The sequence below is a fragment of the Flavonifractor sp. An112 genome, from assembly GCF_904377885.1.
Lineage (GTDB): Bacteria > Bacillota > Clostridia > Oscillospirales > Oscillospiraceae > Flavonifractor > Flavonifractor avicola.
Genome location: NZ_CAJFGT010000001.1, coordinates 42,807 through 57,111 on the forward strand (window position 1 = coordinate 42,807; position 14,305 = coordinate 57,111).

Below are 14,305 nucleotides of genomic sequence, written 5' to 3' on the forward strand. Positions count from 1 at the left end.
TCCCTCCTTTTGCTCCAGTATACCAGTGCGGCAGGCGGGATGGGTAACAGGGGGGTTACATCTTTGTGACGATTTTCGGTCAAAAAGGGGAAGAAGCTCTTTAGAGCAGATCCTCAGGGGTCATGTGAGCCAGACCGTCGTTGCAATACCGCCGGTAGGGCACCTCGTCCTGATACTCCGGGTCAATGGCGGGGACGTAGGCAACGCCAACCCCGGTAAAGGGGGAGGGGTCCACCCCGTCAAACACCCAGTCGGCGATGACCTCATCCCAGTAATCCTGGGTATAGAGGATGCGGTATACGGGCTGGAAGTAGGGCTGACCCATAGTGAGATCATATTCCAGTTCAACTAGCAAGACGGTTGCCTGGTCGGGGTGGGAGGTATAGTGGCATCCCCAGTAGTCCCCAGAGAGGAAGGAAGCTACGGCCTCCGCCTCCGAACGGAGGGGATAGGTAGATATGCTTTCAGCAGGGGGGAGATAGATCCTCAGGGTGCTGTCCGTGGACTCCATGCACTGGAACGCGGTGTCCCAGATCTGTTCCTCCAGAGGGGCGTCCGGATCTCGAACCACGGTGGTCCAGGTAGTGCGGGCCATGCCATCGAAACCGTAGGTCTCCGATTTGCTGGTGTACACTGCCGGGGCGGCAGCCTGATTTTCCGATCTGGAAGCTGCAGCTTGGACCAGAGCCTGCAGGGCCCGATCATGGATGGCGGTCAGGTCGGGAGAATCATAAAGGTACAGGTCGTACATACCTCTCAGCCACAGCTTGGTGCCGTCGGCACATTCCGCCCTCAAAGTGGGTTCCCGGCCCATGGTTTCTTCCCCATAGCTGGCTGTCCATTCAACATCAGTGATGGTAAGCCCCAGGATTCCTGCCCATTGATCCAGCAGGGTGCGCTGCTCCTCCTCGGTGGGGATGGGATTTTCATAGACGGGCAGCTCGGTCAGTTCATCCAGACGTCCCGCGGAGGGGGAGTTTGCGGCCAGATTTCCCGGATTAGTGACGAAGGAAAAACTTTCGTCCCACACCTTGGGCATACCGGGGGTGGGCGTAGGGGTCACCACCGGCTCCGGGGTGTGGGCCACGCCGGGGCCGTCGGGGTCCACTTCGGTCCGGCCGGACAGCCATACGCCCCCGGTGACTGCTACAGCCAGGACCGCCGCCGTGGCGACGATGGCCAAAGGCTTACGGGAGGGCCGCTTTTGTCCCTGAGCCTGCTTCATGGCAGCCAGAGTGCGCTCCCGCCAGGCGGGGGAGGGGGTCACACCGCCCAGAGTGCTGCGGTAATCTTTGCTGTTCATGCCCATTCCTCCTTCAGCGCGTCTTTCAGTTTGGCTCTGGCCCGGCTCAGCCGGGAGAGCACCGTGTTCCGGGGACAGCCCAGCAGTTGGGCGATCTCGGCGGCGGTATAGCCCTCGATGTAGTGGAGGTACACCGGCCAGCGGTATTTGGGAGGTAAGGCGGCCACCGCCTCCCAGGTGCCGCCGGTCTCCGGCGGTGGGGCGGCCTGACGGGCCTCCTCCAGAGGAACGGTGCGCCTGTGCCAGGGGGAGCGCCCCCAGCTTTTGCAGCGGTTGGCGGTGGCCCGGATGAGCCAGGCTTTCAGGTGGGTCTCATCGGCAAAGCGGGGGTCGCACTGGATGAGGCTCACAAAGACCTCCTGGGCCACGTCCTCCCCGTCGGCCACGCTGCCGGTGCCCTGGATGGCCATGCGGTAGACCAGCGGGCCGTAGCGGTCCAGGATCTCCTCACAGGAGAGAGAATTGCCATTGAGGGTGGGCATTGCGTTCACTCCCTTCTTGTCCTTCTGCCTAGAAAGCGCGGCGGCGGGCCAAATGATTGCATCCGGGTAAAAAAAGCGGGCGGCCTTTTGGCCGCCCGCGGAATCGCAGGTGATTTACTTGATCTCCCGGACGGGGACGTTCCAGATATCCTTGGCGTAGTCCCGGATGGAACGGTCGGCGGCAAAGATGCCGGAGCGGGCGATGTTCATGAGAGACATCTTGTTCCAACGCTTGGGGTCCTGATAGGCCTGACCGGCCCGGGCATGGGCGTCCCGGTAGCTCTCAAAGTCGGCCAGCAGCAGGTACTCGTCGGCGGGGCCGCCGTCGCCGAACAGCAGCCGGCGGGCGATGTCGTCATAGTTGATGCCGTCGCCAAAGCCCAGGTTGAGCTGCTCCACCACAGACCGCAGGTCGTTGTTGTGGATATAGTACTCATAGGACTTGTAGCCGTTGTGCTTGAGCTCGGCAACCTCGTGGGCCTTCAGGCCGAAGAGGAAGATGTTCTCGTCGCCCAGCACCTGGTGCATCTCCACGTTGGCGCCGTCCAAGGTGCCGATGGTCACAGCGCCGTTGATCATGAACTTCATATTGCCGGTGCCGCTGGCCTCCTTGCCGGCGGTGGAGATCTGCTCGGAGAGCTCGGAGGCGGGCATCAGCTTCTCCGCCAGGCTCACCCGGTAGTTCTCCAGGAACACCACCTGGAGCCGGTCCTTGCAGATGGGGTCCTTGGAGATCATGTCGGCCACGGAGTTGATGAGACGGATGATCCGCTTGGCCACGGCGTAGCCGGGAGCCGCCTTGGCGCCGAACAGGTAGGTGCGGGGGGTGAAGTCGAAGTGGGAATCGTTCTTCATCCGCTGGTACAGGTAGATGATGTGCAGCACATTGAGCAGCTGACGCTTATACTCATGGAGGCGCTTCACCTGCACGTCAAACATGGCGTCGGTGTTGAGGAAGATGCCGTGCTCCCGGGCCACCCAGGTGGCGAAGGCCTTCTTGTTGGCGGCCTTGATCTCGCCCAGGCGGGACAGAACCCCGGCGTCGTCCTGGAACTTCTCCAGGTCCTTCAGGGCGTCGGGCTGGAGCAGGTACTTGTCGCTGCCGCAGCAGTCCCGGATCAGCTCATCCAGCCGGGGGTTGCACTCGCCCAGCCAGCGGCGGTGGTCAATGCCGTTGGTCACGTTGGTGAACTTGTCGGGGGTGCGCTGATAGGCGTCGTGGAAGACGTCCTTCTTCAGAATCTCAGAGTGGAGGGCGGACACGCCGTTGATCTTGAAGCAGGCGCACACGCACAGGTTGGCCATACGGACCTCGCCGCCCCAGATGATGGCCATGGGAGCCACCTTGGACAGGTCGCCGTGGAAATAGTCGGTGAGCACCTTCTGGTACCGGTTGGAGATCTCGATGAGGATCTGCCAGATCCGGGGCAGCAGGTTCTCAATGAGCTGCTGGGGCCAGCGCTCCAGAGCCTCGGCCAGCACGGTGTGGTTGGTGTAGGCGATGGTGTGGGTGACGATATACCAGGCCTCATCCCAGCCGTAGCCCTCCTCATCCAGCAGGATGCGCATCAGCTCGGGGATGGCCAGAGTGGGGTGGGTGTCGTTGATCTGGATGACGTGCTTCTGGTGGAAGTTGCGCAGGGTGCCGTATTCGGCCCGGTGCTTGCGCACGATGGACTGAATGGTGGCGGACACGAAGAAATACTGCTGCTTCAGACGCAGGGACTTGCCCTCGTAGTGGTTGTCCTCAGGGTAGAGCACCTTGGAGATGGACTCAGCCATGGCCCGCTGCTCCACCGCCTTCAGGTACTGGCCGGAGGAGAACAGGTGCATATCCACCGGCGTGGGGCTCTTGGCGTCCCACAGGCGGAGGATGTTGGCGTGCTCGGTGCTGTAGCCGGAGATCTCCATGTCCTTGGGCACGGCCAGAACCACGTCGTAGCCGGTGTGCTTGATGCGGTGGTGACCCAGTTCATCCCACTCGTCCTCCACCTTGCCGCCGAAGCGGACCTCCTCCACCTCATCCATCTTGGAGATGAGCCAGGCGTCGCCCAGACCCAGCCAGTTGTCGGGCAGCTCCACCTGCTGGCCGTCCACGATCTTCTGCTTGAAGATACCCAGCTCGTAGCAGATGGAGTAGCCAGTGGCGGGGATATCCAGGGTGGTCATGGAGTCCAGATAGCAGGCAGCCAGACGGCCCAGGCCGCCATTGCCCAGACCGGCGTCGGGCTCGGTCTCAAACAGGTCGGGAGCCGAGAAGCCCAGCCCCTCGATGGCCTCCTTCAGAGGCTCCAGCACGCCCAGGTTGTAGGCGTTCTTCATCAGGGAGCGGCCCATGAGGAACTCCAGGGACAGATAGTGGACCTGGCGCTGATGCTCCGCGATCACCTTGTCCTCGGACTTCATCTGCCGCTCGGAAATGATATCCCGCAGCACCATGGCGCAGGCCTTGAACATATGAAGGCTGGTGGCCTCCTCCACGTCACGGCCAAAATTGCGGCGCAATTTGCCGGTAATGAGGGTCATCAGCTCTTTTTTGGTGTATTTATGCAATGCAGACATCTCCAATACAATTAGGATGGCAACAAAATAGGCGCTCCGCAGGGAAAATCCCCCTGCGGAGCGGAATTTTATCACAACAGGATTCCATTTGTCAAGAGAAGGAAAACCTTCCCATTACTTCCCGGTGACCCAGCCGTAGATCTCCTGGTAGGCAGCGGCGGAGCGAGTCCAGGAGAAATCGGCGGACATGGCGTTCTTCTGGAGGCCCTTCCAGGCACTCTGGTCGTTGTGATAGAGGTTTACCGCGTCGGCCAGCACACCGGTCATCTCGTGAGCGTTGATGTTGGCAAAGGAGAAGCCGGTGCCCTCGCCGGTAAATTTATTGTAAGGAATCACGGAGTCCCGCAGACCGCCGGTTTCCCGCACTACGGGGATGGTGCCGTAGCGCATGGCGATCATCTGGCTCAGGCCGCAGGGTTCGGAGATGGAGGGCATGAGGAAGAGATCGGCGCCGCCGTAGATGGCGGTGGACAGATTGGGGGAGTACATGATGTGGGCGGCGAAGCGGCCGGGATACTGGTTCTGAGCCTGACGGAAGGCCTCCTCAAAGTTCCAGTCGCCGGTGCCCAGTACGATCATCTGCACGTCCATGCCCATAATATCGTGGATGGCGGCGGTGACCAGGTCGAAGCCCTTATGCTTCACCAGGCGGGAGACGCAGGCGATAATGGGGGTGTCGGGATTTTCCCGCAGGCCGGACATCTGTTGGAGAGCGGCCTTGCAGTTTTTCTTGCCGCCCATCTGCTTGACGGAGAAGGGTTTGGTCAGGCCCTTGTCGTGCCAGGGATCGTATACCTCGGTGTCGATGCCGTTGAGGATGCCCCGCAGCTTGTGGCGGTTGTCGGCAATGACACCCTCCAGGCCGTGGGCGTAGAAGCTGTACTGCAGCTCATCGGCGTAGGTGGGGGACACGGTGGTGACATAGTCAGCGGCATAGATGGCGCCCTTCATCAGGTTCACGTCGCCGTGATAGGCCAGCATATGCTCATTGAAGTAGCCGGCATTCAGGCCAAACAGGTCCTTCAGGGTCTGGCTGCCATAGCGGCCCTGGTACTCGATGTTGTGGATAGTGAACACGCTCTTGGTGTCATACAGCTGAGGAATGCGGTGACGCTCCTCCAGCAGGTAGATGGGCACCAGGGCGGTCTGCCAGTCGTTGCAGTGGAGCACGTCGGGGTGCCAGTCGAGCCAGCCCATGGACTCCACAACGGCCCGGGAGAAGTAGGCGAAGCGCTCGCCGTCGTCATAGTGGCCGTAGATGGAGGCGCGCTTGAAGTAATATTCGTTGTCCACGAACCAGTAGGTGACGCCGTCCCGCTTCAGCTCAAAGATACCGCAGTAGGGGGTGCGCCAGGCCACAGTGATATGGAAGCATTTCAAAAAGGTCATCTGGCTGCGCCATTCTTCGCCGATCCCCTCATACAGAGGCAGGATCACCCGGACGTCGTTGTTCTCGTCCTTGGCCAGGGCCTTGGGGAGAGCGCCGGCCACGTCGGCCAGTCCGCCGGTTTTGATGAAAGGAGCGCACTCAGAGGTGGCAAACAGGATATTCATACATTACCTCCAACCATAAATTTGCCGGGATGCGGGACGCCTCCCGGGAGACGCCGCAGGAAAGGGAGGCGGCGGCGTTTTGCCGCCGCCTCCCCGCATACAGGTCAGACGATCTCGTTTTTGGCGATGGACAGGGGGTAGGTGCTGTGGCCCATCAGCATCCGGCCCGGGTTGACCCGGACGTTCTTGTCGGTGATGGCATATTTCAGCACGGCACCGGCCTGGATGGTGGTGCCCTGCATCAGCACACAGCCGGAGACCTTGGCACCCTTTTCCACCCGGACGCCCCGGAAGAGGATGGAGTTCTCCACCTCGCCCTCAATGATGCAGCCGTCGGCCACCAGAGAGTTGTAGGAGCGGGAGTCGGGTCCGTAGTAGGTGGAGGGATCGGAGCGGTCCTTGGTGCGGACGGGACGGTCGGGCACGAAGAGTTGCTCCCGGACGGCGGGATCCAGCAGCTCCATGCTGCGGGCGAAGTAGCCCGCCACCGACTGCAGCCGGGCGGCATAACCGTCGAATACATAGGGGACGATCTTCAGCTGGCCCACCATGGACTGGAGCACACCAATGCTGAAGGAGTGGATGTTGTGGGCGGCGCAATGGTCCACCAGGGAGAGCAGCAGCTCCTTGGAGAGAATGTAAACCTCCAGGGACTCACAGCCCTGAGCGATGGGAGGATGGACCGACACGTCGGTGATCCGTCCGCCGGCACCGATGGTGAAGTAGTCGCAGCCCTTGGGGTCGCCCTTGGGATGGCCGGTGCACACGGCGGTGATGTCGGCGTCGTTGCGGATGTGGGCCTCAAAGATATCCCTCAGGGGGAGGCTCACCGCCAGGTCGCCGCCGGCCAGCACCACGTGATCCTGACGGATGTTCTGGAGGTAGGAGCGGATGCCCGCCAGGGCGTCCATGCGGCCCCGGTACATCCCTTCCCGTCTGCCGGAGTAGCTGAAGGGGGGCAGGATGCGCAGGCCGCCGTGCTTGCGGGACAGGTCCCAGTCTTTGCCGGAGCCCACGTGGTCCAGCAGGGACTGATAGTTGGCATCCACGATCATGCCAACGTCGGAGATACCGGCGTTGACCATGTTGGAGAGCATGAAGTCAATGACCCGGTACCGGCCGCCGTAGGGGATAGAGCAGGTGTTGCGGTTCTGGGTCAGCTCCCGCAGGTCGGGGTTGGAAAGGTAGGAGAAGATGATGCCGTGCAGTTTGTTCATCATTTCACCCCACCTCCTTTCACGTTACGAGTAATCATGGCCTTGGGAGAGACCACAGCGTCGGGGCCCACAGTCAGGTTCTGGGCCACCACAGCCACGCCCCAGTCCTCAGTGCCGTCGGGGGAGGAGCCCACCCGGGCCCGCTCGCCGATGACGCTGTTCTCCGCGATGATGGAATACTCCACCACGGCGCCCGCCTTGACCACGGTACCGGGCATCAGGATGGAATAGCGCACCACAGCGCCCTCCTCCACGATGACGGAGTGGAACAGGACGGAGTTCTCCACAGTGCCGTACACCTCGCAGCCGCCGGTGACCATGGAATGGTCCACCTTGGCGTTTTTGCCCATGAAGTGAGGGGGCTTGGTGGGGGTGCGGGCAAAGATGGGCCACTCGTTGTCGTACAGATCGATGCCGTTGTCGGGAGAGAGCATATCCATGTTGGCATCCCACAGGGAGTCGATGGTGCCCACATCCTTCCAGTAGCCCTTGAAGCGATAGGCGGTCATCTTCTCGCCGGCATTGAGCATGGCAGGGATGATGTTCTTGCCGAAGTCGTTGGCGCTCTTCTCGTCCTCCTCGTCGGCGATGAGGTACTCCCGCAGCTTCTTCCAGGTGAAGATATAGATGCCCATGGAGGCCAGGTTGCTCTTGGGCTTCTTGGGCTTCTCCTCGAACTCATAGATGTCGTCGTTCTCGTTGACGTTCATGATGCCGAAGCGGGGAGCCTCCGCCATGGGGACCTCCAGCACGGAGATGGTGCAGGCGGCCTTGGCCTCCTTGTGGCGGCGGAGCATATCGGCATAATCCATCTTGTAGACGTGGTCGCCAGACAGAATGAGCACATAATCCGGATTGTAAGTATCCAGGAAGTTGATGTTCTGGTAGATGGCGTTGGCGGTACCCTTGTACCAGGTGCCCTTCTCACCCTCGCGCATATAGGGGGGCAGGATGTGGACGCCGCCGTAGGAGCGGTCCAGATCCCAGGGCTCGCCGTTGCCGATGTAGGCGTTGAGTTCCATGGGGCGGTACTGGGTCAGCACACCCACGGTATCAATGCCGGAGTTGATGCAGTTGGACAGGGGGAAGTCGATGATGCGGTACTTACCGCCGAAGGGGACTGCGGGCTTGGCCACGTGGCTGGTGAGGGCGTGCAGGCGACTGCCTTGCCCGCCGGCCAGCAACATGGCAACACATTCCTTTTTCATTCTATCACCTCAGAGTTTGAACTGGAACTAACTGATAAACTCCGGCTCTCCGGAGAGGGGTCACTTTTCCTTCTTTTTGCGGACCACGGGTTTGGCGGCCTCCGCCTTAACGGCGGGAGCGGCGGCCTTCTTGCGCACGGCAGGCTTGGGGGCCGCCTCCTTTACCGCGGGAGCGGCAGCCTTTTTGCGGACCGCGGGCTTGGCGGCGGGGGCCTTCACGGCGGGAGCGGCGGCCTTCTTGCGCACGGCGGGCTTGGGGGCTTCCTCCTTATCCGCCTTCTTCTTGCGGACGGGGAACTTACGGGTACACTTATAGATCACCGCACTCATGGGTGGCAGGGAAATGGTAATGGACTGCTCCCGACCCTGGCTCTCTACATAGCGGCTGCGGACCGGTTCGTGGTCGCCGCCCCCCTTACCGCCGAAGTCGAGATCGTCGGAGTTGAACACAACGGAGTACACGCCGGGGACAGGCACGCCTACGGTGTAGCCGGTGCGGTCCACCGGAGAGAAGTTGCACACGATGACCAGGGCGTCTCCCTTGGCGTCCTTTCGCAGGAAGGCCACGGTGTTGGCCTGGTTGTCGTTGGCCTCGATCCACTCAAAGCCCTCCCAGGAGAAGTCCAGCTCCCACAGCTCGGGGTGGGCCAGGTAGAAGGCGTTGGCCTGCTTGAAGTAGTACTGCAACTGGCGGTGAGGCTTTGCCCACTCCTGGTCCGGCTCCAGCAGGTGCCAGTCCAGGGAGTGCTCATAATGCCACTCGTTCCACTGGCCGAACTCGCTGCCCATCATCAGCAGCTTTTTGCCGGGATGGGTGAGCATATAGGTGTAGAAGGCCCGGACGCCGGCAAACTTCTCCTCGTTGGTGCCCGGCATCTTGTTGATGAGGGAACCCTTCATGTGTACCACCTCGTCGTGGGACAGAGGGAGTACGAAGTTCTCCGAGAAGGCGTACATCAGGGAGAAGGTGATGTCCTTGTGGTTGAACTGCCGGAAATAGGGGTCCAGCTTGATGTAGTGAAGGATGTCGTTCATCCAGCCCATGTTCCACTTCAGGTTGAAGCCCAGGCCACCCTCCAGGCCGCCCTCGCCCACCGGGTGGGATACCCGGGGCCAGGCGGTGGATTCCTCGGCGATCATCATCACGTCGGGGTGTTCCTGGAACACATGGCCGTTGAGTTCCTGAATGAAGTCCACTGCCTCCAGGTTCTCGTGGCCGCCGAACACGTTGGGTACCCACTCGCCGCCCTGGCGGCCGTAGTCCAAGTAGAGCATGGAAGCTACCGCATCCACCCGCAGGCCGTCGATGTGGAACTGCTCCAGCCAGAAGAGGGCGGAGGAGAACAGGAAGGAGCGGACCTCGTGGCGGGCGTAGTCGAAGACACGGGTGCCCCAGTCGGCGTGCTCGCCCTTGCGGGTATCGGCGTACTCATAGCAGGGTTCACCGTCAAACTCATACAGACCGAAGGCGTCCTTGGGGAAATGGGCGGGTACCCAGTCAAGGATCACGCCGATGCCGGCCTGATGGAGTTGGTCCACCAGCCACATAAAGTCGTGGGGGGTGCCGTACCGGCTGGTGGCGGCAAAGTAGCCGGTGCACTGGTAGCCCCAGGAGGCGTCCAGAGGATGCTCGGTGATGGGAAGCAGCTCCACATGGGTGAATCCCATCTCCTTCACATAGGGCACCAGATACTTGCCGATGTCCCGGTAGGAGAGCATCTCGTCCTCGCCGGTACGCCGCCAGGAACCCAAATGAACTTCATAAATATTCAGTGGCTTCTGGTAAATCGGATTGTTCTTCCGGTAATCCATCCAGCTGCCGTCTCCCCAGCCGTAACCGGACAGGTCATAGAGCTTGGAGGCGTTGCCGGGACGGGTCTCGGCGTGGAAGGCGTAGGGGTCGGCCTTGGCCAGGACCCGGCCGGAGGCGGTATGGACCGCGTACTTGTAGCTGTCAAACTGCTTCAGACCGGGGATAAAGACCTCCCAAACGCCGTCGGAGAGCAGCTGCATGGGGTGGTCGGAGTCGTTCCAGCCGTTGAAATCGCCCATTACAGCGACCAATTGGGCGTGGGGAGCCCAAACCCGGAAGACCCAGCCATCCTGCCCGTCCTGCACAGCAGGGTGAGCGCCCATAAACTCCTGGGCCCGTACAGCGTGGCCCTGTGAAAAATCATGGAGGATCGTACTCGGTTTGGTGGAAGCCATAGGTATCCTCTCCTTGTTGGCAGCCCCCCAGAATAGCTGGAATGACGTAAACTGGGGGTTCTTGTCATTGGTAATAAATAAAATCCAAAATACGCGGATTTTATTTGTATAAAGTATACAACCATATGGCAAGATAGTCAAGACGCGGATTACCAATTGGGGTGTAAAATTTCCAGTAATATATGCAATATCTTTTGTAAAGAACGCGCAGGGCCCGCCGCAGTTTTACTGCGGCGGGCCTCGGTTTCCGGCGTCAGCCGGCCATGAGCAGGGTGCGCATCAGGCGCAGGAAGATACCGGGGGCGGAGAGACGGGCCACAGCCTGATCGGCCACAATGGTGATCTGGGCCAGGACCTGATCACCGGCGGTCACCGTCATTCTGCCTAAAGTCTGTCCCGACTCCACCGGGGCTTCCACATCCTGACATAGCTCCAGCTGAGTCTCTACCTGGTTGACCATGGAACGATTGACCAGAATTCGGGTGGGCTGGGAGAGCACGGGCTGGACGGTCTCCTGCTCACCCAGCAGTACATCCACCGGTGGTAGGGCCTGGGAAGGATACACATCCATCAGGGTGTAGTTGGCAAAGCCATAGTTAAGCAGGGTCTGGGCGGCTGCCGTCCGGGTGTCCTTGGTGGAGGATTTCAGGATAACGGCAATGAGCTCCATGCCGTCCCGCTCCGCCGTGGCGGACAGGCAGTAGCCGGCGGCGTCGGTGGAGCCGGTTTTCAGGCCGGTGGCTCCCTCATAGAATCGGATCAGTTTGTTGGTGTTGGCCAGCTGGAACTGGCCGTCCCGGAGGGAGTCCATCCAGATGGTGGTGTAGTCCCGGATGGAGGGGTGGTTAAGGATGAGCTCCCGGCTCATCAGGGCGATGTCATAGGCGGAGGTGAGATGGCCCGCCGCAGGCAGACCGGTGCAGTTGACAAAGCAGGTGTCTGTCATGCCCAGCTGGGCGGCCCGCTCGTTCATTTTGGCCACAAAGGCCTCCTCGCTGCCGCAGAGATGTTCGGCCAGGGCCACCGAGGCGTCGTTGCCAGAGGCCACCGCCACGGCCTTGAGCAGATCATTCACTGTCATCTGCTCGCCTTCCTTTAAATAAACCTGGGAGCCGCCCATGGAGGCGGCGTAGGCGGAAACGGTGACCAGATCGTCTTTGGACAGGCTGCCGCTGTCGATGGCCTCCATCACCAGCAGCAGGGTCATGACTTTGGTGACGCTGGCGGGTTCCAGTTTGTCGTGGGCATTTTGCTCGTACAGAACGGTGCCTGTCTCCTTTTCCATCAATACAGCCCCTGCCGCGTCCACGGTGGGCGCACCAGCGGCGGATGGATCGGCCTCGGCGGCCTGGACGGGCAGAGCCAGTAGGGTGGCGGCCAGCAGGGCCGCGGCCAGTTTTTTCATGGTGTGTGACGCCTCCAATGCTGAAATGCTCTGTGGGAGAGGATATGGAGGAAAAAGGGCTTCTATACGGCTTTTGACGGGGGTAATTTTTTCTGGTACAATGGCAAAATCATTGAAAAACACAGGGAGGCGGGAGGATGGAGCGCACCATTGGAGTGATCCTGTCTGGCGGGCAGAGCCGGCGGATGGGCCGTGACAAGGCGGGCCTGTCCCTGGCGGGGCAAAGTTTTCTGGACCGGATGACGAAGGAACTCTCCCCGCTGTTCGATGGGATCTATGTGTCGGTGGACCGGCCGGGGCGCTATCCCGGCTGCCGGGAACTGCCCGATCTGAGGCCGGGCCAGGGTCCCCTGGCAGGACTGGAGGCCGCCTTTCTCCGCACCGAAGCGGAGGCGGTGTTCCTGGCCGCGGTGGATCTGCCCTTTGCCTGCTCCGGGCTGGCAGAACGTGTGTTGGCCGGCGTGGGGAATGGGGACGCCTGTGTGATCCGGCGGCGGGGCGGGGAGGCCGAACCCCTGTTTGCCCTGTACCGCCGCAGCTGTCTGGAGCCCCTGACCGCCTGCCTGGATGAGGGCCGCCGGGCGGTCAAGGCCCTGCTGGACCGGGTGGACTGCCGCTGGCTGGAGGAGGAAGAACTGCCGGAGTTTGACCTGGAGCGGGCCCTGTGGAATGTAAACACCGGAGCGGAGTTCCGCCGCGCGGTGGAATCGGAAAAAGAAAAATGAAAATTCCTCTTTACAACGACGCTTTAGTGTGGTAACATACGAAAGCAACCACGACATACATGGTTTGGAGGAATGTACATGAAACGGAGACTGACTGCTCTGGCCCTTGCGCTGGGACTGACCTTTACCCTGGCCGCCTGCGGTGGCGGCACCGGCGGTACCGCCAATACCCCTTCCAATAACAGTGAGAGCCCTGCCGGCAATTCTGAGACCCCCGCCGCCGAGAGCGATATGGCCTATGTGAAGGAGAAGGGCACCCTCGTTGTTGGCATGACTGACTTTAAGCCCATGGACTATAAGGACGAAAACGGCGAGTGGATCGGCTTCGACGCCGACATGGCCAAGGCCTTTGCTGAGAGCCTGGGCGTGGAAGTGGAGTTCATCGAGATCAACTGGGACAACAAGCTGATGGAGCTGGATACCAAGGGCATTGATGTCATCTGGAACGGCATGACCATCAATGACGAGGTGAAGGCCGGTGCCTCCGTGTCCGAGCCTTACTGCCGCAACGGTCAGGTGGTGGTGGTTCCCGCTGACAAGGCGGAGGATTACCAGACGGTGGAGAGCCTCAGCGGCCTGAACTTCGCCGTGGAGAACGGTTCTCAGGGCGCGGCTCAGCTGGATGAACTGGGCCTGACCTATGTGGCCAAGACCACCCAGGCCGATGCCCTGATGGAGGTGGCCTCCGGCGCCTCCGACGCGTGCGTCATCGACCTGCTGATGGCGGGCGCCATGATCGGTGAGGGCACCAGCTACCCCGATCTGACCTACACCGTGCAGCTCAACGACGAGGAGTACGGCGTGGCCTTCCGGAAGGGCTCCGATCTGACCGAGGCCTTCAACACCTTCTGGAAAGAGGCCTATGACGCCGGTACCGTCATGGAGACGGCCACCACCTACGGCGTCCAGGAGTCCGTCATCGAAAAATAACATAGCCTAAGGGAATTGGGCAGAGAGCCGGGCGCTCTCTGCCCTTCCCCGGTCAAAAGAGGGAAATGCTATGCTGATGTCTGTTACGCTCACCCTGCTGGAGGGGTTTGTGGTCACCCTGGAGCTCTTCCTCCTGACCCTCCTGTTTGCCCTGCCCCTGGGTCTGGTGATCTCCTTCGGTTCCATGAGCCGGTGCGCCCCCCTGCGCTGGGTAGTCAAAACTGTGGTGTGGATCGTCCGGGGCACTCCCCTGATGCTTCAGATCATGGTTGTGTTCTACGGCCCGGGCCTGATGTTCGACCTGCCCCTGCTGCCCCGGTTCACCGCGGCGGTGGTGACCTTCGTCATCAACTACGCCTGCTACTTCTCCGAGATCTACCGGGGCGGTATCCAGGGTGTACCGGCGGGCCAGCAGGAGGCCGGCCTGGTGCTGGGCATGACCCGCAGCCAGATCTTCTTCAAGGTGACCCTCCTTCAGGTCATCAAGCGCATCGTGCCTCCCATGGGCAACGAGTTCATCACCCTGGTGAAGGATACCGCTCTGGTGCGGGTCATCTCGGTGTATGAAATCATCTGGATGGGTGAGTCCTACATCAAGAAAGGTATGATCTGGCCCCTGTTCTACACCGCCGTGTTCTATCTGGTGGCCAACGGTATTCTCACCCTGCTGTTCAGCTGGTTTGAGAAGAAGCTGAACTATTTCAAGTAAGG

General features: G+C 61.0%; 11 protein-coding genes. 3 read left to right on the forward strand and 8 right to left on the reverse strand.

What is annotated here, in order from left to right:
• Positions 1-100 precede the first annotated feature (100 nt).
• The 8 genes from IHN22_RS00190 to IHN22_RS00225 all read right to left on the reverse strand — a co-directional run bounded on the left by IHN22_RS00190 (position 101) and on the right by IHN22_RS00225 (position 11,939).
• A complete protein-coding gene (locus IHN22_RS00190; protein WP_191432976.1) occupies positions 101-1,303 on the reverse strand; it encodes a hypothetical protein in 1,203 nt (400 codons plus the stop codon).
• Positions 1,300-1,785, reverse strand: a complete 486-nt coding sequence (locus tag IHN22_RS00195) for an RNA polymerase sigma factor (protein WP_087388743.1) — start codon at positions 1,783-1,785, stop codon at positions 1,300-1,302. Before IHN22_RS00195 ends, IHN22_RS00190 begins: the two co-directional genes overlap by 4 nt.
• Before the next feature lie 114 nt (positions 1,786-1,899).
• Positions 1,900-4,347: a glycogen/starch/alpha-glucan phosphorylase gene (locus tag IHN22_RS00200; RefSeq protein WP_191432977.1), complete on the reverse strand. Its 2,448-nt coding sequence runs from the start codon at positions 4,345-4,347 to the stop codon at positions 1,900-1,902.
• A gap of 114 nt (positions 4,348-4,461) precedes the next feature.
• Positions 4,462-5,901, reverse strand: a complete 1,440-nt coding sequence (gene glgA / locus IHN22_RS00205) for a glycogen synthase GlgA (RefSeq protein WP_191432978.1) — start codon at positions 5,899-5,901, stop codon at positions 4,462-4,464.
• 104 nt (positions 5,902-6,005) lie between these two features.
• Positions 6,006-7,121, reverse strand: coding sequence for a glucose-1-phosphate adenylyltransferase subunit GlgD (gene glgD / locus IHN22_RS00210; protein WP_087328600.1), 1,116 nt, complete (start codon positions 7,119-7,121; stop codon positions 6,006-6,008).
• Positions 7,118-8,326 carry a glucose-1-phosphate adenylyltransferase gene (locus IHN22_RS00215; RefSeq protein ID WP_087269779.1) on the reverse strand — a complete coding sequence of 403 codons (1,209 nt, stop codon included), beginning with the start codon at positions 8,324-8,326 and terminating at the stop codon, positions 7,118-7,120. Before IHN22_RS00215 ends, glgD begins: the two co-directional genes overlap by 4 nt.
• A gap of 60 nt (positions 8,327-8,386) precedes the next feature.
• Positions 8,387-10,534 carry a 1,4-alpha-glucan branching protein GlgB gene (glgB, locus tag IHN22_RS00220; protein WP_191432979.1) on the reverse strand — a complete coding sequence of 716 codons (2,148 nt, stop codon included), beginning with the start codon at positions 10,532-10,534 and terminating at the stop codon, positions 8,387-8,389.
• A gap of 253 nt (positions 10,535-10,787) precedes the next feature.
• Positions 10,788-11,939, reverse strand: coding sequence for a D-alanyl-D-alanine carboxypeptidase family protein (locus IHN22_RS00225; RefSeq protein WP_191432980.1), 1,152 nt, complete (start codon positions 11,937-11,939; stop codon positions 10,788-10,790).
• 137 nt (positions 11,940-12,076) lie between these two features.
• On the opposite strand from IHN22_RS00225, the gene IHN22_RS00230 reads away from it, so the two are divergent.
• From IHN22_RS00230 to IHN22_RS00240, 3 genes are all read left to right on the forward strand, one after another.
• Positions 12,077-12,664 (forward strand): molybdenum cofactor guanylyltransferase, encoded by a 588-nt coding sequence (locus IHN22_RS00230; RefSeq protein WP_191432981.1) that lies wholly within the window; start codon positions 12,077-12,079, stop codon positions 12,662-12,664.
• A gap of 78 nt (positions 12,665-12,742) precedes the next feature.
• A complete protein-coding gene (locus tag IHN22_RS00235; protein WP_087388748.1) occupies positions 12,743-13,594 on the forward strand; it encodes a transporter substrate-binding domain-containing protein in 852 nt (283 codons plus the stop codon).
• Positions 13,595-13,664: 70 nt separating this feature from the next.
• Positions 13,665-14,303, forward strand: coding sequence for an amino acid ABC transporter permease (locus tag IHN22_RS00240; protein WP_087189480.1), 639 nt, complete (start codon positions 13,665-13,667; stop codon positions 14,301-14,303).
• Positions 14,304-14,305 lie beyond the last annotated feature (2 nt).

What these genes read in the sequence shown, in the direction of transcription:
- IHN22_RS00195 (WP_087388743.1), bottom strand. Translation starts at nt 1,785, where the DNA reads ATGCCCACCCTCAATGGCAATTCTCTCTCCTGTGAGGAGATCCTGGAC.
- glgD (WP_087328600.1), bottom strand. Translation starts at nt 7,121, where the DNA reads ATGATGAACAAACTGCACGGCATCATCTTCTCCTACCTTTCCAACCCC.
- IHN22_RS00225 (WP_191432980.1), bottom strand. Translation starts at nt 11,939, where the DNA reads ATGAAAAAACTGGCCGCGGCCCTGCTGGCCGCCACCCTACTGGCTCTG.
- IHN22_RS00200 (WP_191432977.1), bottom strand. Translation starts at nt 4,347, where the DNA reads ATGTCTGCATTGCATAAATACACCAAAAAAGAGCTGATGACCCTCATT.
- glgB (WP_191432979.1), bottom strand. Translation starts at nt 10,534, where the DNA reads ATGGCTTCCACCAAACCGAGTACGATCCTCCATGATTTTTCACAGGGC.
- IHN22_RS00190 (WP_191432976.1), bottom strand. Translation starts at nt 1,303, where the DNA reads ATGAACAGCAAAGATTACCGCAGCACTCTGGGCGGTGTGACCCCCTCC.
- glgA (WP_191432978.1), bottom strand. Translation starts at nt 5,901, where the DNA reads ATGAATATCCTGTTTGCCACCTCTGAGTGCGCTCCTTTCATCAAAACC.
- IHN22_RS00230 (WP_191432981.1), top strand. Translation starts at nt 12,077, where the DNA reads ATGGAGCGCACCATTGGAGTGATCCTGTCTGGCGGGCAGAGCCGGCGG.
- IHN22_RS00240 (WP_087189480.1), top strand. Translation starts at nt 13,665, where the DNA reads ATGCTGATGTCTGTTACGCTCACCCTGCTGGAGGGGTTTGTGGTCACC.
- IHN22_RS00235 (WP_087388748.1), top strand. Translation starts at nt 12,743, where the DNA reads ATGAAACGGAGACTGACTGCTCTGGCCCTTGCGCTGGGACTGACCTTT.
- IHN22_RS00215 (WP_087269779.1), bottom strand. Translation starts at nt 8,326, where the DNA reads ATGAAAAAGGAATGTGTTGCCATGTTGCTGGCCGGCGGGCAAGGCAGT.